Raw genomic sequence first — 24,465 nt, 5'->3', positions numbered from 1 at the left:
ATTTACCTGAAGTTGCTTAATAAGTAACCCAACGCCCCTTCTAACTCTAAAAAGTCCTTGTAGAGGCTCAGTTAATTCGGCATATTTATTATTCTGGTTGTTAGGGATGCTGCCAGTAAAAAATAAAAAAATAATAAATGGCGTATGCCAAAGGTGTATAGGTGCGCTCAACCCTAATCTATTCAATGCTGCTTTTCTCGTTGGCTTTGTCAGGATTTCTCTGTAATCCTGCGAAGGCGATAGAAGTTTCTGATCTTCATTTCACAGAATTAAACAAGCAACACGGCCTATCAGACACCGCAGTGCTAGACATTGTGGAAGACCATATGGGGTTTATTTGGCTTGCGACGTCAAATGGCCTTAATCGCTATTCGGGTTATGACGTAAAGCAATACCATCCATCAGACGTTGACCCTAATTCCTTACCTTCCGGTTACATTCAAACACTATTTGTCGATTCTGAAGGGCAACTGTGGGTTGGAACGCATTCAGGGCTGGCGCTCTACCAGCCAGAGACAGACAGTTTTAAAGTCTTCAATAAAGACAACTCTGTGATAAAGACAGACTTTATCACTGCAGTTTCGGAGGCTAAAAATGGAGACATTTTATTCGCGGATAAGAAGTTTCTTTACCGCTATTCAAAACAAACTTCACAAATAAGCGTTCTTGTTCAAGTCTTTAAAGAAGAAAGCTTTATAAAGGTGATTTTTGAAGAGGCCAACCGTATATGGGTTGGATCCAATAAATTCGGCGCTGCACTAATAGATACTGAAACGCTGGAAGTTCACAACGCGAGCAGAGTCAACCCCTGGGGGGTTTCTTTAGATATAAGAGCCCTTCACGATATCGCTGTAATTAACGGCAATTATTGGTTAGCAACCAATGAGGGCCTTATTGTATTGGCTTCTAATGGTCGTATTTTAAAGCAGATTAAAAGCAGTGATTTGGGAGTCACCGAAGAAGTTAATTCTTTCTCAATCTCTGTGGTAGATAAAGATATTTGGGTGGGCACTTATATTGGACTTTTTTTATTGTCAGATGCTGCTGAGGCGACAATATCTCCCGATTATCGACCTGATTATTTGCATTTAAATTCAGATATTTATAGTTCTACTGGCATTCCATCGGCCATCGTATTTCGAGTTATTGAAGACCGCACGGGTGTAGTATGGGCCGCCACCTTTCATCGCGGTGCTTTTAAGTACCACCCCGAATATGCCAGTGTACATTTTCAACCTGTTTACAACTCCGAGCGCCACAGCGACGATAATTATTCTACCTTGTGGGGCTTTGCCGAAAGCAACGATAAAACACTCTACCTAATTTCTCAGCAAAAAGGGCTAGGTAAAATATCCCGAGAAACAGGCAAGGTATCCTTTTTCAAGTTTTTCGAAGAAATGGACCCCGCCATACACTACTGGGACATTGAAATTGATGAACGAGATAATATTTGGATTGCTTCGTCCGCTGGCTTACTCGTGCTAAAAGATAATGGAGACAATCTAGAATTAGTACATGAGTATTTCAAAGGCTCATTCATAGATTATATTTTCAAGGGCGACTCATCCATTTGGCTACAAATGTTAGATGGCCGTATCTTTTCTGTAAACACTAACTCTAGTCCTAACCAGATACAAAATAACGAAGCGATAAAAACAGCAACAATTGAACAAACAAGAGGTATATTAGCAATTTATGAAGATGACAAAAATAATATTTGGTTTAGAGCAGGTGAAAAGCTAATTATTTACTCAGTAAATAAGGGAAAAGTCATTCGAGTCTTAGACTCATCCAACGGAATAAATTCATTAGTCTATGGCGTGCATGAAACTCCTTCCGGCTTATGGCTGACAACACGGTCAGGTGGCGTTATTCAGCTAGATAAAAAAAGCTACGCTCTAATTAATAAACAAAAAAGAGACAACCAAAGTGGTTTTATAACTTCAACAGTAGCTGTAGGAAACAGCATTTGGTATTCCGATGCAATGGGCGTGCACAAGGTTCATCTACCTTCGCTCAGAGAGGCCGATAGTATTCCTAACGCCCAGTTGGAATTTAACTCACTTGGTGAAGGCGCCGTCATTGCCACGTCTGATAAGACAATTTATTTTGGTGGTAATAAAGGTTTTGTTAAAATTTCAAAGCAGGCTATAAGCGCAAGTGACCAAGTTGAGCAAACCCTTCGCCCTCAACTTTATCAAGTTAATGTTTTTGGCTCTTTGGCTAAGACTAAACGCAAACAAGTCGAAAATGACGAGGCTTCAAGCTATTTATCGTTAAAAGAAAATATCACTTACGAAGAACAGTTAGCACTAAAGCACGATGAAACCCGCTTTAGTATTTCTTTTGGGCTTGTTAATCCGGTTTATCCAGATCAAGTGACTTATAGGTACAAGCTTACCGGCTTTGAGAGCGAATGGATTTACGTCGACAAAGAACGTACTGCTCAGTTTAACAATATTTCTTTTGGTAACTATACATTTTCAGTGCAAGCGAAAGAGCCCGGCAAAGCTTGGTCTGAAAGCAAAAATTTGAAAGTAACCATTGAGCGCCCCCCTTGGCTTCACACCGTCGCACTTGTTTTTTACGGTTTAGTTGCATTGGCTATTTTCGCCTTCATTTTACGACAATACCAAATAAGAAAAGCAAATCAGCTTGCCATAAAAGAGTCGGAAGAGCGTTTAAAGCTAACCCTGTGGAGTTCAGGCGATGAGTTATGGGACTGGGATGTGTATCGAGGTCAGGTATATCGTGCAAACACTTGGGGTACGCTGGACTTCCCTCAAGACGATATACGCACTACCGGCGCTTATGATGCCAATATTCACCCTAACGACATTATCCGAGTCAAATCTGCGCTCAGAGAGCATTTAGAGGGCAACAGTGATTTTTATGAATTGGCCTACCGTGCCAAGACGTTTAAAAATCAGTGGATATGGATCCTCGATCGCGGAAAAGTAGTAGAGCGCGACCACAACGAGCAGCCGGTGCGAATGACGGGCACGCTCAAAAATATTCACCACTTAAAAGAAGCTGAAGAGCAGCTTAACCTGTTTAAGCGCTCGATTGAGAACATTTCTGAAGGGGTATTTATTACCAATACCCAATTCAAGTTTATTAGCGTTAATAATGCATATTGCAGCTATACCGGCGAAACTCGTGACCAAGCACTTGCCAGCTTTATGCATTTTCATTTATACCCCGATGCCTTTACCGAGGAAATTAAGAAAACCCTCAAATCTAAAGGCAACTGGTCTGGTGAAGTAGAGAGCGTACGAGTAAACGGAGAGCGCTACGAAATGGAGCTCAATATTGATGCTGTGCACGATGAAGACGGCAAAATAAGTCACTTTGTCGGGGTATTCAGCGACATTACGTCTCGTAAGAGTACTGAAAAAGAGCTTTTAAAACTTGCCAATGTCGACCCGTTGACCGAACTTCCTAACCGTTCATTCTTCCAAGCAAGTCATCAAAACTTGGTACGTAAGTCCAGCGCTCATTCCTTACTTTGCTTGGACATGGATAACTTTAAAAAGATAAACGACTCACTGGGCCACCAAACCGGCGATATTCTAATTAAGCAAATTGCTAAACGGCTACAGCGTATTACGGGCAAAAACGCCACTTGTTATCGCCTAGGTGGAGACGAGTTCAGTATATTGATGGAAGATAATGCTGATATTCATACGGTAACCCACTATGCACAAAGCTTATTAGACACCTTATCGCGCCCCTTTATTATCAATAAACAAGAGTTTGTGCTAGGCGCGAGTATTGGTATCGCCTTCTACCCTGACGATGGTGAATCGCCTCAGGAAATGCTGAAAAATGCCGATACAGCAATGTATTTTGCCAAAAATAACGGCGGCAACAGCTATCAGTTCTTTAGCGGTGAAATGAATCAAAACGCGGTTAGGCAGCTGCAAATTGAAAATTTGATCCGTCAAGGTATTAAAGACGACCTGTTCACCGTTTACTACCAGCCTAAAGTAGATATAGCCTCTGGTAAGTTAGTCAGTATGGAAGCCCTAGTGCGTTTCGAACACCCGCAAAAAGGTATAGTAAGTCCGGGGCAATTTATTCCGTTAGCAGAGCAAACCGGCCAAATTATTGAGATTGGCGAGCAGGTACTTCGCAAGGCCTGCGCCGATACTAAACGCTGGGTTAAGCAAGGTTTGTTTAGCGGGCGCGTTGCCGTCAATATTTCGGCAAAACAGTTCGAACTGCCAGATTTGGACGACAGAATAAATAGAATACTAAGCGATGTCGGTCTGTCCCCACTGCATCTTGAGTGTGAAATTACCGAAGGAACGCTGATGGAAAGCCCTGAAAACGGCCTTCAAATGATGACGCGACTACGCGAACGCGGTATCCATCTTGCACTAGATGATTTCGGTACCGGCTACTCATCACTTGCGTACCTAAAACGCTTCCCTTTAAACACCTTAAAAATCGACAAAGCCTTTATTGACGATATTGCAAAAAGTAACGTAGACCGCCATATGGCTGCGGCCATCATCAACATTGCGCACAACTTAGGCCTTAAAGTTGTCGCCGAGGGTGTAGAAGAAGAGTCTCAATTGGACATACTGCGTCGCTACGACTGCGAGATGTTGCAGGGCTTCCTGTACAGCCGCCCGTTAAATGCAGAACGTTTCGAAAAGCTGCTTACAGAAAATCAAAAGCTGCATACACTATTAGGCAGTAGCCAGTACTAACGCTTTCATTGCTCCTTCAACGCTCTTTCCAGAGGGCACCCTTTACCCTTTTAGCGGCAAGCTAAGGCAAAACTCTTCCCTTCCAACCTTCGTATATTAGACTTTAGTGTCATTATAATGGCGCTAGCGCTTTTTCTACTTCCACCACAATAACCAAAAAAACATAAACCTCTGATTTGTAAGCACTATATTTATTCCTGTCTATGTTGGCACGTATCTAGCTAATACTAGGGAGCCGGTAACCAATATAAAAATCGGCTTTGTTTGTTCGTTCAAAATAATAATCAGAGGAAATCAACATGTTAAAAGAGTACGCAGTTGCACTAGTACTTTCTACCGCTACCCCAGTTGCTGCCGACACGCAAGAAGGCGCTAAACAAGCTCCTGAGTCGCAAAAAGAAACCACTACTCAACCCGAATACATTAGACCTCAAACAGGTGGTGCCGGTCATGGTGTAGGCTTATAATTTGAAGCTGAAACGATTTTCAAAAAAAGAGAGTACATACTCTCTTTTTTTATATCTGAAGATAATAGGATAGGTCTATTGAGCGTAATAGCTATACTATGCTGCAATATAAAGATTATTAAACCCCACCGCATTGCGCCAATGCATGTGGCGAGAGATAGAAAACATAGGTAATAAGATTGGACCTAACGCAAAACCCGCTATTGCCCACTTCTTCGCGTTCATTCCCCATTTAAACGCTTCCACATAAAAATACAGAGAAAAGATAACGCTTAATACCACGAGTGAAATCACAATGCCTCCAGCTGTTTAACCTAGTTATGCGCAGTTTCTTGTTTCCATCAATTATCCAAGTTAACCCATTGATAATTGACGCCAACAATTTGACACGTTTATTTTTTAATCACGCGAATTCTACCCAAAATAGAACAATAAACCAGCAAAAACATATATTAGACATAAAAAAACCGGGCAGAGCCCGGCTTTTAACATTTTTTAAACTTAGCTATAAAATTTTTGATCGTTTTCCGCCATTTTTACTAACACGTCGGCAGGCGTAAACTTATCACCTACTGCTGTAGCATAATGGTTTAAACGAGCAACTACGTGCTTAATGCCCAATGTGTCCATGTAGCGGAATGGGCCGCCTAGGAATGGAGGGAAGCCAATACCAAAGATAGCACCAATGTCGCCATCGCGGGCATTGCGGATAACACCTTCGTCTAAACAACGTGCAGCTTCATTTAACATCATAAGCACGCAGCGCTCGGCAACTTCTTTTTCACTTAACTTGGCAGCCGGTGATAGCCCGAGTAATTCGTAAATTGATTCATCAACTTCTTTACCTGGCTTCTTACCCTCGTAAGAATAAAATCCTTTTTGGTTCTTCTTACCTTTTCTGTTATCTGCTAGCACTTTATCAAACGCGCTTGGCGCAGTGAAACGCTCGCCGAAGGCCTCTACAAGGAATGGAATGATCTTAGTACCTACATCAATGCCCACTTCATCAAGCAGTTTCACAGGGCCCACAGGGAACCCAAACTTAACCAAAGACTTGTCGATGTGTTCAATTGGCTCACCATCAAGAATCAAGTTTGCCGCTTCGTTCATATAAGGTGCCAAAATACGGTTTACGTAGAAGCCCGCACCATCCTTGACAACTACCGGCGTTTTGCCTTGCTTTTTAGCAAACTCTACCGTAGATGAAATGACTTGGTCCGACGTTTTGTCGTGTGCGATAACTTCAGCCAACGGCATTTTGTCTACTGGCGAGAAGTAATGCAGACCAATCACGTTTTCAGGACGTGCTGCCTTAGCTGCAATTTGTGTAATAGGAATAGACGATGTATTGGACGCGAAGATCGTGCTTTCTTTGCAGTTCTCTTCAATATCCGCCACCATTTTCTGCTTAAGGTCTAGATCTTCGAAAACCGCCTCAACCACGATATCAGCATCTTGGTAGCCGCTATAATCTAGCGTACCGGTAAGAAGCGCTAACTGTTTCTGCATTTCACTATTGCGCATGAAACGCTTCTTCACCTTTTTGTTTAAGATGTCATAGCTATATTTCATTGCATTGGCAATGCCTTCAGCACGCACGTCTTTAATACGCACAGGTACACCGGCTTTGGTCGACGTTACATAGGCGATACCACCACCCATTAAACCACCGCCAAGCACACCGACTTTCTTCATTTTTTCAGGTTTAACACCTTCAACGCCGTTTTCTTTCTTCATTTCAGTTGTCGCAAAGAAAATCTGACGAAGTTGGAAAGATTCCGGCGTCATCACTAGCTTGCCAAAGGCTTCAGCTTCGGCTTTAAGCCCCGCTTTCATCCCTTCGTTCATGCCCGTTTCAATTACATCAATAATGTAACCTGGCGCTGGATAATTACCTTTGGTTTTGGCAAATGTCGCTTCCCGCGCTTTTTTGAACATCATGTTACGGCCCGGGCCTGTTTTTTCTAACATTTTGTCCATCACACTCTTTTGCGGCGCTTCTCTTTCTGGTTTGCGTTTAAGCGCAAACTGTTCAGCTACCTTTAGCAAAACACTGTGAGGTACCACATCATCTACAATACCGTACTTTTTAGCTTGCTTAGCGCGTGCTGGAGACCCAGTAAGCATCATTTTCATCGCTTGCTGAATGCCAATTAGGCGAGGAAGGCGCTGAGTACCACCACTGCCTGGCAACAAGCCAAGCTGCACTTCCGGTAGACCTACCTGAGTACTAGGTGAATCGGTACATACACGGTAGTGACACGCTAATGCTAGCTCTAAACCACCGCCTAACGCTGGGCCGTGAATAGCCGCAACGAAGGTAGCCTTCATGTTCTCAATTCTATCGAAAATAGCTTGGCCGCCAGCCGCAATCGTTGTGGCGTCTTCAGCGGTTTTACACGCCGCTAGCATGGTGATGTCGGCACCTGCTACAAATGAGTTTGGCTTGCCGCTCGTCAGTACCACACCTTTAATGCTGCTGTCGCGCTCAATATCATCGAGCATGGCAGATATTTCGTCTCCAAACTCAGCTTTAAGTGTGTTCATGCTCTCGCCAGGTACGTCCATGCTAAGAATAGCAATGCCATTATCTTGCTTGGTTAACGTAAATGCGCCTGATGTTGGCTGAACTTCATTTGTCATTTCTTGTTCCTGACTCATATTATTCTGTCTCCACAATCATTGCGGCACCAAGACCACCCGCAGCACACGCAGTCAATAGACCTGTTCCACCGCCACGGCGATTTAGTTCGTTAAGCATTTGCGTAATCATGCGTGTACCGGTTGCAGCAAACGGGTGACCATAGGCAATTGAACTCCCCATCACGTTGAACTTGTCCATGTCAATTTCGCCCGTCGCTTTGTCGCGGCCGAGTTTCTCTTTTGCGAACTTGTCACTTGCAAACATTTTAACGTTTGCCAAGGTTTGCGCTGCAAACGCTTCGTGCATTTCAATTAGCGTTAAGTCGTTTAGGGTCATGCCTGCGCGGTCTAGCGCAATAGGTGTCGCGTACGACGGTCCCATTAACATGTCTTCCCAAACATCAATTGCCGAAAACGCGTAGCTCTTAATGTAACCAAGCGGCGTATAACCTAGCTCTTTCGCTCGGCTTTCTGTCATCATAAGCACTGCAGAAGCGCCATCGGTAAGCGGTGTAGCGTTTGCAGCGGTTACCGAGCCATACTTTTTATCGAAAACTGGGCGCAGTTTCGCATAGCCTTCAAGCTTAGAATCGAAACGTACGTTGTTATCGCGCTCAAGCGCACCTTTATACGGTTCTGCGTAAGCGGTCATCACTTCGCTAGACAGCTTGCCTGCTTCCCAGCTTTCAGCGGCTAGGCTGTGCGAGCGATGCGCGAGCTTGTCTTGTTCTTCACGAGAAATTTGATGCGTTTTCGCCATTTGCTCTGCCGTTTGTCCCATCGACAAACCGGTAGAGTACTCAGCTACAGCAGGAGGTACTGGCGCTAAGTCTTTTAAGCTTAAACGCTTGAAGATGTTTAGCTTTTGGCCAAGGGTCTTGGTTTTCTGTAAATCAACCAGCGCACGCGCAAGATTCTTAGAAACCCCAATAGGTGATACCGACGTTGAATCAGCACCACCAGCAATGCCTACCTGTACCGTACCAGCCATCATGCTTTCTGCGATGTTTACCGTTGACTGAAAGCTCGTCGCACATGCACGAGATACGCTGTAAGCGTCGGTATGAATATTCATGCCCGTGCCAAGGACAATTTCGCGCGCAATGTTTGGCGCTTCAGGCATTTGTACTACTTGACCGTAGACAACCTGGTCAACCCATTCTTTTTGAACACCATGGCGAACGAGAAGTTCGTTTACGACCATTTTACCTAGATCAACAGCCGGAACACCGTGGAAATATGTAGCCATTTTCGCAAACGGAGTACGCAACCCCGCGACAATGGCGATGCGATCACCCTCTCGGGTAGTAACTGATTGTTTTGTTGCCATAATGCACCTAAATTGATGACCACCTTAAGTTTGAGCTTAATACTCCAAAGTGGTCTGACCTGTAATAAACCCGATTTTTACAAACAATGAACAAAATAGCAAATAATGCAGGGTTAAGGGCAATATAAATGAAACTAAAGTTTGCACTGTTCACAAATTTTGATCATTGGCTGCTCTTGGAATTAAAGAAGCTCGCTTTGCACTCAACCGCATATCGTATTTTTATTACTGTTTGACGACTTGAAGAAAGATAGAATGAACCTTATATGGAAATGAAAGTCTGTTTTGTGTCATTGTGACGAGCAAAAGTTATTTAAATTAGTATGTAATTTACTTTTTAGCTAAGCGATCACTTTATAAGATAGTAGAAAACTCTATCGTTCAAATGACACTTCCTGATAACGAGAACTCAAACGGAAATTTTGCATTATGGCAGCAGCGCAATTTCAACAGTTACACGCTTATTTAGACCAGCAGATAATTGGTCAGCATGCGTTAACCAAAAGCCTTCTTATCGCTCTTTTGGCCGACGGCCACCTTCTGGTAGAAGGTCCTCCAGGGCTTGCAAAAACACGCGCAATCAATGCACTTGCTAACGGTATTGACGGAGATTTCCATCGCGTGCAATTTACTCCAGACCTTTTGCCTGCCGATTTAACCGGTACAGACATATACCGCCCAGAAACCGGCGAGTTTGTTTTTCAAAAAGGGCCGCTTTTTCACAACTTAGTGCTAGCCGACGAAATTAACCGCGCACCAGCAAAAGTGCAGTCGGCCCTGCTTGAGGCCATGGCAGAACGTCAAATTACGGTAGGCAGTAAAACCTACCCTCTTCCCCCGCTATTTTTAGTAATGGCAACGCAAAACCCGCTAGAGCAGGAAGGAACTTATCCACTACCTGAAGCACAGCTAGACCGATTCTTAATGCACGTGGACATCGATTATCCTGGCGCCGAGACAGAGCTAGAAATATTGCGTTTGACCCGAGGTGAAGCCCTTTCAGAACCGCCTGTTACACCACCAACGCTAACTCAAGACGATATTTTTACGTCGCGCAAAGAAGCGTTGTCTTTGTATATGGCGCCTGAGTTAGAACAGTATTTAGTTCAATTGATTATGGCCACACGTCAGCCTGCAAATTTTGACGCGGAATTAGGCCAGTGGATAGCGATGGGAACAAGCCCTCGAGCAACCATCAGTCTAGATCGCTGTGCACGCGCTCACGCATGGCTTAGCGGCAGAGACTTTGTTGGCCCTGATGATATTCAAGCTGTGGTTCACAACGTGCTCCGCCACCGTATTATTCTGTCATATCAAGCCGAGGCTGAAGGCGTAACGATTAACGACGTACTTGATAAGATTGTTGCAACTGTCGCAGTCCCTTAAGCTATGGTGAATGTACAAGCGCAGCTAAATAAGCTGCAAAGTAACGGGGTGTCACTGTCTACCGCGGAGCTACTTCGCTATCAACAGTTGGCTAAGCTTTTTAGCTTAGCGCCTAAACGTATGCCACAAGCTAAACTTGCTGGAAGTTATCTCACCAAGCACAAAGGCCGAGGCATGGAGTTTGATGAGGCCCGTCATTATCAGCCCGGTGATGATATTCGCGCTATTGATTGGCGCGTCACTGCGCGCACGGGTAAAACTCACACTAAAGTGTATCGGGAAGAGCGTGAACGCCCGGTTTTTCTATTCTGTGACTACCTACCTTCAATGGCATTTGGCACGCAGCTGCTTACTAAAGCGGTGCAGGCAGCGCATGTATCTTCATTAATAAGCTGGTCTGCTGCCGCTCGTGGCGATAAGGTCGGCGCACTGGTATTTAATCAGCAACAGCACAAAGAAATTAAACCACTAACTCGCAAAAAGGCCGTGTTGCACGTGTGTCATGAACTTATGGCATTGCACGAACAGAGCGCGCAATCTGAGCCGGACAAAGACAAAGACGAACAAGCTTTTGCCGATGCGTGTGCTAGGGCAAGACGACTAGCAAGGCCGGGGAGCCTGGTTTACCTCGTGTCAGACTTTCAGCATTTAAGTATCCAAGCTATTCAACACTTGAGTCACTTAACACGACACTGTGAAGTAAGGGCTATCGTAATTAACGATCCAATAGAACACGCCTTGCCACAAACCAGTTCATTACAAACCGTCAGCGTTTCTGATGGCCGAAACCAACAACGCTGGGTGTTAGGCGACAATACCGAGCAACAGCAATATCAAAAGTGGCGCAGTGAACACAACAGCGCGATTTATAGCACCTTGCGCAAAAATAATATCGCTCGATTCAGTGTTTCAGCGGGTCTTCCCCTAGACGAACAGCTTCAAAGTATGCAGCAAGAACAAAGGTTGGAGCTTAATTAATGCAGAGCAGTATTCTTTCAACCCATTTTTTATCAAGCTTTCTATCTCGTTTTGCTCAATCGATGCCACCGGCAAATCAAATGCCAGTGCCCCCTCAGCAGCAAGACCCACTTGCTCAACTGCGCGATATACACGTACCTACAGAGGTCAACATTTGGCCATTAGATTGGGGTTGGTGGGTCGCAATCGCAGTATGTTTAGTTGCTCTATTTTGCCTATATAAAGCGATCACTGCTCACATACGTCACAATAAGGCACGTAAGCAAGCTTTAGCCTTACTTGAATCGATTTCAGCACAACAAAGCAATTGGCCCGTGGCGTTAAACTCAATTCTAAAACGCACGGCTATGAACTATTACCCAACTCAGCAAGTAGCTGGGTTATACGGTAAACAGTGGCAAGCGTTCTTAACCTCTGCCTTGAAAAGTAGTGATAGCAAACTTGAAAGTGATTTAGGTTTGTTAGTAAGCAATGTTTATCAAGCCACCCCCAACCCTAGTGATTTTGAAACCTGCAAAGGGGCAGTAAAAAGCTGGCTTTCAAAAGCCAAACTGCCTAAACACAAGGGGGCTTACGGCGGTGTGAATGATGGCGGTCTAAACGATGGCTGTCCTCATGATAAACAAGCCAAGGAGCCACATCATGCTTAATTTTGCTTGGTGGTGGGTCTTTTTCGTACTCCCCTTACCTATTATCGTTCGCCTGCTTTCTAAAAAAGCACAAGACATGCCTATGGCTGCACTGCGGGTTCCTAATTTGCGACCTGGTGATGTGTCAGAGCAAACCCAGTTGAAACAAACCAAAATTCCGCTAGTGGTAAGTAGCTTGATATGGCTGCTGCTAGTAATGGCTGCCGCACGCCCTCAATGGTTAGGAGAGCCTGTTAGCATACCGAACGAAGGTCGAGAAATGATGTTAGCGGTAGACTTATCGGGCAGTATGAAGATAGATGACATGCAGCTAAATGGCCGACAAGTTAACCGTTTAACCATGACTAAGTCGGTGGTTTATGACTTTATTCAGCGTCGCGTTGGCGACAGAATTGGCCTTATCTTGTTTGCCGATACCGCGTACGTTCAAGCGCCGCTTACCTATGACAGAGATACTGTTTCTACACTTCTCAGTGAAGCTGTCATTGGGTTGGTTGGCGAACAGACGGCCATTGGCGATGCGATAGGTTTAGCGGTGAAACGCTTTGACGAACGGGAAGAGTCTAATAACGTGTTAATTCTTCTTACTGATGGGCAAAATACTGCAGGAAATATTACACCCGAGCAGGCGAAAGAGTTGGCAATTAGTAAGGGTGTGAAGGTTTACACTATAGGCGTGGGCGCAGATAAAATGCTGATCCAGAGCTTTTTCGGCAGCCGACAAATAAACCCGTCGCAAGAACTTGATGAAGGCATGTTAACCGACATTGCGACTAGCACTGGCGGCCAATATTTTAGGGCTCGAAATGCCCAGGAACTTCAGGCTATTTATCAACAACTTGACGCGCTTGAGCCTATTGAAGGTGAAACGCGTAAGATGCGTCCATTGAGCGCACTGTTTTACTATCCCCTTGGGGCGGCGATTTTACTGTCAGCACTATGGGCATTCTTGACGGTTCTTTTATCAACATTTCGTTGGTTCGCACAAAGACGAATTAACTCGTCCCAGCCACACCCGAATTCAGCTGATTCAATACAAGCAGCACAAACAAATAGGGAGACGAAGTAATGGAATTCGACTTCTTAAACCAATTTCATTTTTTACGCCCCGAATGGTTTATCGCGCTCGCTCCCCTGATGCTGCTTGTGTTTTTAATTAGAAAAACCACGGCTAAACAATCTGGCTGGCAATCTGTGATTCCTTCTCACCTATATCAATACATGGTGATTGGAAAAAACGAAATGGGCGCAAAACCTCCAATGTGGATGCTTGCTTTTGTGTGGATTGTGAGTGTGATAGCACTCGCTGGCCCAACATGGGAGCGCCTGCCGCAGCCGGTTTACCAGTTGAAAATGGGACACGTTATAGTCATAGATATGTCGCTTTCAATGCGCGCTACCGATATGACACCAGACAGGCTTACTCGCGCTAAATATAAAGCGATAGACCTAGTCAACGCTATTGGTGAAGGTGAAATGGGCTTGGTTGCTTACGCTGGCGATGCGTTTGTCATTAGCCCTTTAACCGAAGACGCAGGAAATATCACAACCCTAATCCCAAGCCTGTCACCGGAAATTATGCCCGTGCCGGGCAGCGACCCTCTCCTAGGTATAGAGAGTGCGTCAGAGCTTCTCACGAATGCCGGATATAACTCAGGCATGATTTACTGGATTACTGACGGTATAGAATTGGAGCAACAACAAGAACTTCAAAAATATGTGGCCTCTATTCCTTTTACAGTAAATGCACTTACCGTTGGGACATCTGAAGGCGCGCCTATCCGCCAGCAAAGCGGCGAGCTATTAAAAGACTTCACCGGCAGCATCGTTATACCCAAGTTAAACGAAGGCGCAGTGAAAGGCGTGGTTAAAACGAGCGGCGGACGCTTTGAATCCTTTACATCAAACGACACCGATATTGATGCCCTCGCCTCGGTATCTCTACTAGATAAAAGCGACAGCGAAGAGAACGAAGAAGAGAGTAATTTGCAAGGAGACCAATGGAAAGAAGTTGGCCCTTACTTGCTGCTTATACTTCTACCGTTTGCCGCCTTTGCATTCAAACGCGGATTAGTTTTCATCGTGTTGGTAGGTTTACTTAGCCCCTCTATGATTAAAAACGCCCATGCTTTGCAAAGCGCACAATCTTCAGAAAATGTTGGAATGTCACAAGACATAGACGCACCGCAAAGAACAACGGCAACGGCAAATAAACCTGATTCACTCTCATGGTGGCAAACGCCATTTATGAATGACAACCAAGAAGCATTAAACAGCTACCAGAGAGGCAAGTACAAAGACGCCGTTAATCAGTTTAATGACGACACCTGGAAAGCATCATCACTTTATAAATCAGGTGACTACGAAGGTGCATTAAATGCCTTCAAAAGCATTCCTGGCCCCGAGAGCCTTTACAATCAAGGCAATGCACTGGCAAAACTCGGTAAGCTTGAAGACGCTATTAAGAAATATGATCAGGCGTTAAGCGAAGTCCCAGATTTCGAAGATGCAAGAACCAACAAAAAGATTGTCGAGGATTTGCTGAAGCAGCAGCAACAGCAGAATCAGGAGCAAAACCAGAACGAAAATGGCGATGACGGCGAACAGAGTGACTCGCAGGATAATGGCCAAGATAGCTCTGATAGCTCTAATAGCAAACAGCAACCAGGGGACCAGAACAATCAGGAAGGTTCAAACGAGCAGAATGGTCAGCAAGACAATAATGAGGGTCAACAGTCTGATCAAAGCCAAGCTAATGATGAACAGCAAAGTGGCGGAGATAACTCACAACAGCCTGATGATTCCGAGATGAACAGTCAGAACGAGTCATCAGACTCTCAGCAGCAAAATGCAGAACAAGAGCAGTCTGACCAAGGTGATAGTGCACAGCAAGACAGCGCGCAAGCACAAAAAGACGAACAACAAGCAGAGCAGGAAGCACAGGCAATGCAAGGTCAAGAGACTGAGCTTACCGACGCAGAAAAAGAAGAGCTGCAGCGAATGGAGAGTTTAATGCGCCGCGTGCCAGACGACCCTGCATTCCTACTAAAACGAAAAATGCAATTAGAAGCACAAAAACGTCAGCGTCAACGTATGCCTTCAAACCGGAGTGATTGGTAGATGAGAGCCTTATTACAATCTACACGTATAGTTTTTTTATTAACCCTACTCTTAAGTACGGCGGCTTATGCCGATGTAAATTCGCTGGAAGCCACCATTGATAGAAACCCTGTCATGTTGGATGAAGCCATTCGCTTAACGGTTACCGCAGACGGCAGCGCGGACAGAGATGCATTCGACAGCTCTCCCCTGCTTAAAGACTTTGTGGTCGGAAGAACATCAGTAAGTAGCCAAACCTCAATTGTCAATTTCGACACCAAGCGCACCACCGTTTGGACCACTACGCTATTTCCTCGTAAGGAAGGCACGTTCACCATTCCTTCATTAACCATTGAGGGAAAGTCTACCCAACCTATTCAGGTCAAAGTTATTCCGGTTCAAGAACAAAGTAATGTCGCCCGAGACTATTTTGTTACCACGGATATCGACTTGAAAGAGGCCTATTTAAATCAACAGCTGCTTTACACGGTTAAGCTGTTTCTTTCTAGCAATATTGAGCGCGGCAGCCTACAAGCACCAGAAATGCAAAATGCGGAAATCACCCAGCTAGGAGAAGATAAACAGTATACAGATATAGTAAACGGAAGACGGTATCAGATTATTGAACGTCAATTTGCTGTTGTGCCTCAAGCGTCCGGCGAGTTCACGCTAAGAGGCCCTATTTTCACTGGCGAAGTTATGGCTGCCAATACTAACCAACGTTTTGGCTTCTTCAACCGCACCCAGCAAATTAATCGGGTTGGGCCCGACATTACGGTGAACATTAAGCCCATTCCTCAGGGGATAGATTACCCTTGGTTACCTTCTGAAATGGTGCGAGTGGATGAAGAATGGCCACAAGGTGATAGTTTTGTAGCAGGTGAACCAGTCACCCGTATTGTTACGCTAACCGCATTGGGCGTAGTAGAAGAGCAGCTTCCTGATATTCCTGAGTTTTATCCGCCAAACTTTAAGCTGTACCCTGATCAATCTAATACTACGACAGTCGAAAAAGACCAGAGCTTAATTTCACAGCGCCAAACGTCGCTGGCGATCATTCCAACGCAGCCAGGTAATTTTGTCTTACCTGAAATTACTATTCCTTGGTTTAATACGCTTACTCAGCAAACTGAGTATGCCACTATTCCCGCTCGTTCAATTACGGTAGCGCCAGCGTCTGGCGCAAATAATGCCAATACTCCGAATAGCTTAGACACTCCATCAATGAGTAGTGCAAGCAATGAAGATATTCAAAACGATGTACCGTCAACTGCAACGCAGGCTAACGCTATTGCTAGCAATGAGAATAAACCATTAAACAGCGCTTCAAGTAAAGTCAATACTGACGAAAATACCCAGCTTAATTGGATGGTAACTGGAGCACTACTTGTACTGTTCGTCATAGCGCTTACAGGATGGTTAGTTACCTACAGAAAGCTTAAAAAGGCTCAGTCTATGGGACCTGGGATCACTCACAGAACCGGTTCTGCCCAGCGCCCCCCCTCTTATGCTCAGTGGGATGAAAAAGTACAGTTTCAAAACCTTATGTCAGTAATAAAGGCAAAGGACACACGTTTACTTACGCCTGCTCTTAAACAGTGGATAAACGCGTTAACTTCGGGTAAAGCGCAACTTTCGCAGTTTGAAGGAATCAACGCTAGTGTTAATGAGCTCTATGCACTGCGCTTTTCAGCCAATAAAGCTGACGCTAACACCCAATCTAAACAGGTCATGAAAGCTTTAGATAATCTTTCACATGAAGCTAAGCTTGCCCGCAGCGAATGGAAGCAAAAAAGTGAAGGGAACAATAATACGCTATCTGCCTTATATCCTGCTTCATAAAACGCATTTCATTTGCCAATACACTAGAATTTGCGTAATGAAAGCCCTTGCAACTAGCTAAATCACAGTGGCAAGGGCTTCGTAACAAAAATGTTTGCGTTCGAGAAACAGACGAGCCTTTGAGCCTTATTGTCCTCTTTAAGGCTTATTAACCTTAAAAGCTTTAGCTTATAAAAATAATCAATTAAACGCGACGGGGAATACAATGAAGAAAACACTATTAAAGCTAACGCCAATTGCGTTGGCCATTACCACGCTTACGGCTTGCTCTCCAGCAAATGAAACCGCGCAAACAGCGCCAGAGCCAATTCAAACAGAAAAGCCTGCTGGACAATCTGAGTCCGAGCGTTTAACTGCTTTCTTTGAACGTACTTTTGAAGAAGACCTTAAGCGCTCTCCCCTATTCCAGAGTTACCTCGGTAAAAAGTGGGATTATGACAAGTGGGACGACATCAGTGATGAGGAGGCCGATGCCCGTGTTGCTATCGCCAAAAACCGTTTAGAGAAGCTTAATAGTTTCGACACCAGCAAGTTAAGCGAGCAAGAAAAGTTAAGCTTGCGCCTGTACAAGCTCGGCATTGAACGTGACTTGGCTAACGACGAATTTAGACACCACCGCTACATTGTGCATCAGTTCCGCGCTGCGCATACCCAAGTGCCCAGCTTTCTTATCAATATTCACAGTGTAAAAAGCAAAGAAGATGCTCAGGCATATATTGGTCGTTTAGACAATGTACGCACCTACTTTGACCAAGTTATCGAACAGATGAAAGTTCGTGAAAAAGCTGGCGTATTCCCGCCTGCATGGGCTTATGATCAAATGATTGATGCGTCAAAGAACGTGATTACCGGCGCACCGTTCGATTCTAGCGAGACACATTCAACTATTTGGGATGATTTTCAAAACAAAGTAAACAACCTTGATATTACAGAAGCTGAAAAAACCACGCTGCTAGGTGAAGCAAAAGCCGCTTTGGTAACGTCGGTCATGCCATCGTACGAAAAGTTTATTGAAGAACTAGCCCATCAGCGTGAAGTAACCCCTGAAGGCGATGGTGTATGGCGCTTACCTAACGGCGATAAGTGGTATCAAAATCGCCTTAACTGGTTTACTACTACGGACCTTACTGCTGAAGAAGTCCATCAAATTGGCCTAGACAATGTAGAGCGTATACACAATGCCATGCGCGACATTATGAAACAGGTGAAATTTGAGGGTACGCTGCAAGAGTTTTTTGTTTTCATGCGTGAAGACGAACAATTCTATTTACCTTCAACAGATGAAGGCAGACAGCAATATCTTGATATGGCCAAAACCGCCATAGACGACATGCGAGCAGCTATTCCTGAGTACTTTGGTATTCTTCCAGAAGCGCCAATGATTGTTAAACGCGTCGAAGCATTCCGCGAACAGTCTGCGGGCAAAGCATTTTATCAAAGTCCAGCGCAAGACGGCAGCCGCCCAGGTATTTACTATGCAAACCTCTATGATATGAAAGCGATGCCGACGTATCAGCTAGAGGCGCTGGCCTATCACGAAGGCATTCCTGGTCACCACATGCAGCGTGCAATTGCGCAAGAGCTTGAAGGTGTTCCACAATTCCAAAAATTCTTGAGTTTTACCGCTTACACAGAAGGCTGGGGCCTTTATACCGAGGAACTCGCAAAAGACATGGGCTTTTATGAAGACCCGTATTCTGATTTCGGTCGCCTAGCCATGGAACTATGGCGAGCTTGCAGGCTTGTAGTTGATACGGGTATTCACGCGAAGAAGTGGACCCGTGAAGAGGCCGTAGATTATCTCATTGAAAATACGCCAAACCCTGAATATGACGCGCAAAAAGCCATTGAACGCTATATTGCCATGCCAGGACAAGCCACTGCCTATATGATTGGCAAACTAAAAATCATGGAGCTTAGAGCGCATGCTCAAACTGAACTTGGTGATAAGTTTGATTGGAAAGGTTTTCATGATGAGGTGCTAAAATACGGTCCGGTACCACTTTCTATATTAGAAGAAAATATCAACGCCTGGATTGCCACTCAAAAAGGAGCTTAGCATTCCTAAACAGGTGCTCTGATCACTCTAATTGAGATAAAAACGCGCCTTTCGGCTAACGAAATGGCGCGTTTTTTGTGCCATAGTGAAAATTCTTTAAGTTTTTGGATTTTTTTATGTTTGGGCGAAATAAATCTGATAGTGGTCAGGTCTTATCGGATATGAAAGCAAAACACCAAAGATATGAAGCACTGGTAAAGGCATTCCACGCCGACATTTACCGCTATGCATTCTGGCTTATAAAAGACCAGAGCATTGCCGAAGATGTTGTACAGGAAACGTTTTTGCGTGCTTGGCGATCGTTAGACGCCTTAAACGACGAAAAGGCGGCAAAGTCATGGTTGATTACCATTCTTCGCCGTGAGAATGCTCGCAGGTTTGAGCGCAAGCAATTCGACACGGTGGATATTGACGATTGCCATATTCAAGATGATACCCAGCATGCCGACGGTGACCTTAAAGACAGGGAGCTTCAGCGGCTGCTAGGTGGGTTGAGTGTGGAATACCGCGAACCCTTAATCCTTCAATTGATTTTCGGGTTTAGTGGTGAAGAGATTGCCAACCAATTAGGGCTTAATAAAAACACAGTAATGACGCGTTTATTCAGAGCGAGAAACCAGCTGAAAGAGGCATTAGAGAAACAAAATGAACAGAGAGGTCGTATAAATGGATGAGTTAGAATTTAGGCGTCGAATCTACGCCGATCCAGAAACGACTGACAGTGATGTTGTAGAAGCAGCGAAAGCGGATGAAAGCAAACGCAATTTCTGGAATGAACAAAAGCAGTTAGATAAGCAATTAAAGCAAGCTTTAAAAGTCGATGTGCCAGAAGACCTTGCTAGCAAGCTCATTTGGCAACAGTCGACTGACGAGTTCAATCGCTACAAACGCAGAAGTCGTTGGTATTTGGCGATGGCCGCATCTGTTGCTTTCACTATAGGTATCGGACTTACCATGTGGTACCACCAACCGCTTAGTATTGGTGGTCAAGCGTTAGCACATATGCAGTATGCCGAAATGGAAACTGCGCATTCGCTACTTCCAGCTGATTTGAATATGGTCAATGCAAAGCTAGCAAGCTTTGGCGGAAGCTTCAATGAGATGCTCGATGGCGTTGAAGTGGTGAACTATTGTCACTTAAGTACAGTGAGAAGCCTGCACCTTATCGTTGATACGCCACAAGGAAAAATGTCGGTATTTGTTGTTCCTGAGCGCGGTGATGTCACTGTACCTAGTGAATTTTCCGACGACCAGTACCACGGCGAAAGCATAAAAATGAGACACGCCAACGTCATGATTGTTGGCGACAAGGATGCCGACCTGAGTGAAATGAAAAAAGCCGTCTCTGAAAGGATTCAATTTTCGGCTTAAAAAAGCCTGTACCCCGTTCCAAAAAAAGTGCTGAATTTATGCACTTCCCTTCGTCGGCCCACTGTGGCCGATTTTTTTTACCTAAATTTAAGGTGAAAATACGTTCAATAAAACCTATACTTTAGGATTAAAACAACCGTTTTAATTTTCAGCAAACATTTCAGCTTATCCGCAGTATAGAGGTAGCAAATTCAATGGCCGCTTGGTGTCGTTTTACAAGGGTGAAGTTTTGTCTACTTTTCATCATTTTTTTCAGTCACTCGCCTCACGCACAGTTAGACAACAATTCTGAGAAGTTAAGGCTTAAAAAGTTAGATGCTTATAGTCGGTTAGCAGCAGTAACTATTTATAACTGGAACACTGAATCTGATATCGATAACGACCAGATAAAAGCTAGAATTGAAGACTTACATATTCAAACTGATGATAGTAGTGAAGGCATCATCTTTAGACATTTATTAGCTACGGGGACAGCTAACGAAACGGAAGGTCCTCGAGTTCCCATATACGTTAAGTCACCGTTATTAGAGAGCCACTGGAGCGAGCTAAAATCGCTCAATACAGATTTGTACGCTGCCGCAAGGGCATATTATATCTATGCCAGAGCAGTTAACGACTTTGACAGTTCCTCGCTGCGGATCAATGTCACATTGCCTGCGCTCAGGCGCTTAAAACGTGAAGTTCTGGAAACGGGTAGCAAATCAGCAACTGCCATAGCCAGCATATGGCTGTCTATGGAACTCACCCTAGCGAACCCCATTCAGGCAATCAATGAACTAGAGTACGCACTCCCCCATTTGCCCACACGCTCTTCTAGGCTTACTTTAGAAAATGCATTAGATAGCGCTACTGCCCATGAATGGCTTCGCATCGCTTTTACTGAGTTATCGGTACCAAGTCGAGCCTTCACTCATTCAATGAAGATAATCGAGCAAAGCAAGTTGAATGATGCATTCGTTACATGGGCGTACTTTACTTCGGTTGACTCTCTTCTTCTTCAAAGTAAATATGGAGATGCGCTTCTTATCTCAGATAGGGCCCTTGAGTTCGTAAAAACTAGAAATTCCGAACTTGAAATGTTTCTAACCCTCTATCAACGACTACGAGTACTCATGATGGGTTTTCGGCGAACCCATGATAGCGAAATATTGTCCGTCATAAACAAGATAGATACATTAGATATAGATAAAACTAAAATTAATCCAGAAGAGCTTGTTTATCTTTATCAGTCTTATAAAGCCATTGTTAAAAATAATGAAAGACAGCTCTCTCTGTCAGTTAATAAATTCGAGGATGTGGTTCTAAAGAAGCTAACGGCAGCCGAGTTTAAGAAAGAATATCTGCTACGAAAAGAACTCGAACTTATAAGAATTTACGATACTGCAGGCAATTACGAAAAAGCCTATGAGCATTCAAAAGCATACAACCAACTTCTCTTCGAGAAGAACACAGAGCAATTTCAGTTTTCTTCGTCTAATTTTTCAAACAGTATCGCTAAGGACATCGAACTAGCCCATTATCGGCAAAAAGAAATTAATGCTCTGCGCGACGAGAAAGAAGGGCTATCCACCGATAAAGAGGCAATGAAAACCACCATTTTTGCGCTTATTGTCACTATTCTTCTTATACTCGCTTTGTGGCTTTGGATTTCAAAACGGCAAAGTGATTTACTCGCAGAGCGGGACTCTCTTACTGGCGCCCTCACCCGTCGCGCAATGTTGAATAGCCTTAAGAAGTCGCTCAAAGGCAACAATACCTCGTGCATCGCCCTGCTTGATGTTGATAACTTTAAAAAGATTAACGATAGATATGGTCACACCGTAGGCGACGAAGTGTTAACTACACTCACTCGAATCATCAAAAATAGAATTAGAAAATCAGATAAGCTTTGCCGATACGGTGGTGAAGAATTTTTGATCTACTTCTCTGACTCGGATGAACAATCGGCCAAGCGTATACTCGATGAGTTAAATGTGGCGCTTTCTCACCAAAAAAACTGGACGCATACCAATAAGAAGTTTTCAGTTAGCTTTTCTTCCGGTCTGTTAAATGTTAACGGAGAGACTAACTTGGATACCATTATCAAAGCCTGTGATGAGCTCCTTTATAAAGCAAAAAGGTCAGGCCGTGCGCGAGTAGAATCTTTCGCGTATTAAAAATTTTGCCAAACTTAATTCACCTTTAGTCGTATAGAAAACAAGCAAGGTCACTGACTGACGTAGAGACTCTGCGTCATAGGTGTTAGCATGAGATAAAAAACATAGGGAATTTATATGGCTACTGGCACGATAATCTCGTTGGGTTTGTATTTCGTTGTAATGTTGGGAATAGGCCTTTTCGCTTATCGGCAAACAGACACCAACGTAGAAGGCTATATGCTTGGCGGCCGCCAATTAGGCCCCGCTGTAACCGCACTTTCAGCAGGCGCATCAGATATGAGTGGCTGGATGCTCATGGGTTTACCTGGTGCCATGTACGTATCGGGCTTATCTGCAGGCTGGATTGCCGTTGGGTTAGTTTTAGGTGCACTCGCAAATTATATGTTGGTCGCTCCGCGCCTTCGCGTTTACACCGAAGTGGCGAACAACTCCATTACCCTCCCCGACTATTTTGAAAACCGCTTCGCCGATAATTCTCGTCTACTAAGAGTTATTGCCTCAGTTGTTATTGTTGTTTTCTTTACACTTTATACGTCTTCTGGTGTTGTCGCCGGTGGAAAGCTCTTTGAAACATCATTTGGATTGACCTACGAAACGGGGTTATATGTTACTGCTGGTGTTGTCGTTGCCTACACCCTCGTAGGTGGATTTATGGCAGTGAGCATGACCGATTTCGTGCAAGGCTGCATAATGTTCGTATCACTCATTATGGTACCTGCTGTGGTCATCAGTGAGCTTGGCGGCATTGGGGCTTCAATTGACGCGCTAGATACCATTAACCCTGCGCTATTTGATGCATTTATGGATGCCTCAACTAACGAAGCACTTAGCGTAATCGGTATTGTTTCACTAATGTCATGGGGTCTAGGCTACTTTGGTCAGCCACATATTATCGTTCGTTTCATGGCTATCCGTTCGGTAAAAGATATTCCTACCGCTAGAAACATCGGTATGAGTTGGATGATTGTTTCTATCATCGGCGCGCTAATGACGGGTTTATTTGGGTTGGCTTATATTACCGGTAACGGCAATGACATTGACCCAGAAACAGTATTTATCTACCTTTCTCAAATTTTATTCCATCCGCTTATTGGAGGCTTCTTACTAGCTGCGATCCTAGCGGCTATCATGAGTACCATTTCGTCTCAGCTACTAGTAACGTCTAGTTCACTTACCAGCGACTTTTACCAAGCCTTCCTTCGCAGAGATGCGTCAGATAGTGAGTTGGTAATAGCGGGGCGCGTAAGCGTTGTTGCTGTTGCGCTAGTGGCTATTTACCTGGCTTATGACAGAGACAGCACGATATTGACTTTAGTAAGTAATGCGTGGGCTGGCTTTGGTGCAGCATTTGGTCCGCTGGTGCTGTTTAGCTTATTTAAACGTGAGATGACTCGCCGCGCGGCATTAGGAGGTATGATCGTTGGTGCTGTGACTGTACTACTGTGGATTTATCTTCCGTTAGAAATTGGTGGTCAAAAGCTTGGAGCTTGGATGTACGAAATTGTACCTGGGTTCATTTTATCGAGCTTAACCATAATGATTTTGAGTAAATCAGGTACACCAAGAGAAGGTGTGGTCGATACGTTCGATGCTTTCCAAACCAAGCTGAATGAAAAGTAACTAGAAATAACGCGTAAATAAGACTAAAAGTAAGGCCCTGTTTAGTTTTCTAAGCAGGGCCTTATCTTTTTCTACCCCTCCAAAATAGGGCCTTATGCTTCAATTGTATGACAGTTTTATTTACTGGAATAAGATAGCTATTT

The 24,465-nt window shown here is 44.3% G+C and carries 16 protein-coding genes; 13 read left to right on the top strand and 3 right to left on the bottom strand.

Annotated features, from left to right (window positions below):
- Positions 1-161: 161 nt before the first annotated feature.
- Together ACYX4M_RS12895 and ACYX4M_RS12890 are read left to right on the top strand one after the other, a co-directional pair.
- A complete protein-coding gene (locus tag ACYX4M_RS12895; protein WP_476080400.1) occupies positions 162-4,718 on the top strand; it encodes an EAL domain-containing protein in 4,557 nt (1,518 codons plus the stop codon).
- Between the two features lie 299 nt (positions 4,719-5,017).
- Complete coding sequence (locus tag ACYX4M_RS12890; RefSeq protein ID WP_476080399.1) at positions 5,018-5,185, top strand: hypothetical protein; 168 nt, start codon at positions 5,018-5,020, stop codon at positions 5,183-5,185.
- 96 nt (positions 5,186-5,281) lie between these two features.
- Here the strand turns inward: ACYX4M_RS12890 and ACYX4M_RS12885 are convergent, their stop codons facing one another.
- The 3 genes from ACYX4M_RS12885 to fadI form a co-directional block, all read right to left on the bottom strand.
- The gene (locus tag ACYX4M_RS12885) at positions 5,282-5,479 is read right to left on the bottom strand and encodes a hypothetical protein (protein ID WP_461851276.1); all 198 of its coding nucleotides are present in this window, start codon (positions 5,477-5,479) and stop codon (positions 5,282-5,284) included.
- A gap of 207 nt (positions 5,480-5,686) precedes the next feature.
- Complete coding sequence (gene fadJ / locus ACYX4M_RS12880) at positions 5,687-7,828, bottom strand: fatty acid oxidation complex subunit alpha FadJ (RefSeq protein WP_476080398.1); 2,142 nt, start codon at positions 7,826-7,828, stop codon at positions 5,687-5,689.
- Positions 7,829-7,847: 19 nt separating this feature from the next.
- Positions 7,848-9,158, bottom strand: a complete 1,311-nt coding sequence (gene fadI, locus ACYX4M_RS12875) for an acetyl-CoA C-acyltransferase FadI (protein ID WP_014948809.1) — start codon at positions 9,156-9,158, stop codon at positions 7,848-7,850.
- Between the two features lie 429 nt (positions 9,159-9,587).
- Here fadI and ACYX4M_RS12870 point away from each other — a divergent pair, with 429 nt between their 5' ends.
- The 11 genes from ACYX4M_RS12870 (at position 9,588) to putP (ending at position 24,322) form a co-directional block, all read left to right on the top strand.
- Positions 9,588-10,544: an AAA family ATPase gene (locus ACYX4M_RS12870; RefSeq protein WP_014948808.1), complete on the top strand. Its 957-nt coding sequence runs from the start codon at positions 9,588-9,590 to the stop codon at positions 10,542-10,544.
- A 3-nt stretch (positions 10,545-10,547) separates the two neighbouring features.
- Positions 10,548-11,522, top strand: coding sequence for a DUF58 domain-containing protein (locus ACYX4M_RS12865; RefSeq protein WP_476080397.1), 975 nt, complete (start codon positions 10,548-10,550; stop codon positions 11,520-11,522).
- Positions 11,522-12,172 carry a DUF4381 domain-containing protein gene (locus tag ACYX4M_RS12860; RefSeq protein WP_476080396.1) on the top strand — a complete coding sequence of 217 codons (651 nt, stop codon included), beginning with the start codon at positions 11,522-11,524 and terminating at the stop codon, positions 12,170-12,172. The genes ACYX4M_RS12865 and ACYX4M_RS12860 overlap by 1 nt, the downstream gene beginning before the upstream one ends.
- Complete coding sequence (locus tag ACYX4M_RS12855; protein WP_476080395.1) at positions 12,165-13,241, top strand: vWA domain-containing protein; 1,077 nt, start codon at positions 12,165-12,167, stop codon at positions 13,239-13,241. Before ACYX4M_RS12860 ends, ACYX4M_RS12855 begins: the two co-directional genes overlap by 8 nt.
- Entirely contained in the window at positions 13,241-15,292 is a 2,052-nt protein-coding gene (locus ACYX4M_RS12850; protein WP_476080394.1) for a vWA domain-containing protein, read from the top strand. The genes ACYX4M_RS12855 and ACYX4M_RS12850 overlap by 1 nt, the downstream gene beginning before the upstream one ends.
- A complete protein-coding gene (locus ACYX4M_RS12845) occupies positions 15,293-17,113 on the top strand; it encodes a BatD family protein (protein WP_476080393.1) in 1,821 nt (606 codons plus the stop codon). It abuts the gene before it with no gap.
- A gap of 205 nt (positions 17,114-17,318) precedes the next feature.
- Positions 17,319-19,172, top strand: a complete 1,854-nt coding sequence (locus ACYX4M_RS12840; RefSeq protein ID WP_476080392.1) for a DUF885 domain-containing protein — start codon at positions 17,319-17,321, stop codon at positions 19,170-19,172.
- 116 nt (positions 19,173-19,288) lie between these two features.
- Positions 19,289-19,846, top strand: a complete 558-nt coding sequence (locus tag ACYX4M_RS12835; RefSeq protein WP_179982788.1) for a sigma-70 family RNA polymerase sigma factor — start codon at positions 19,289-19,291, stop codon at positions 19,844-19,846.
- On the top strand, positions 19,839-20,543 hold the full coding sequence (locus ACYX4M_RS12830; protein ID WP_476080391.1) for a DUF3379 family protein: 705 nt from the start codon (positions 19,839-19,841) through the stop codon (positions 20,541-20,543). The genes ACYX4M_RS12835 and ACYX4M_RS12830 overlap by 8 nt, the downstream gene beginning before the upstream one ends.
- A 221-nt stretch (positions 20,544-20,764) precedes the next feature.
- The gene (locus ACYX4M_RS12825) at positions 20,765-22,699 is read left to right on the top strand and encodes a GGDEF domain-containing protein (protein WP_476080390.1); all 1,935 of its coding nucleotides are present in this window, start codon (positions 20,765-20,767) and stop codon (positions 22,697-22,699) included.
- Between the two features lie 117 nt (positions 22,700-22,816).
- Positions 22,817-24,322 (top strand): sodium/proline symporter PutP, encoded by a 1,506-nt coding sequence (gene putP, locus ACYX4M_RS12820; protein WP_476080389.1) that lies wholly within the window; start codon positions 22,817-22,819, stop codon positions 24,320-24,322.
- Positions 24,323-24,465 lie beyond the last annotated feature (143 nt).

The organism is Alteromonas sp. ABV4_150, from assembly GCF_056311745.1.
This window is presented reverse-complemented; position numbering and strand designations above follow the sequence as displayed.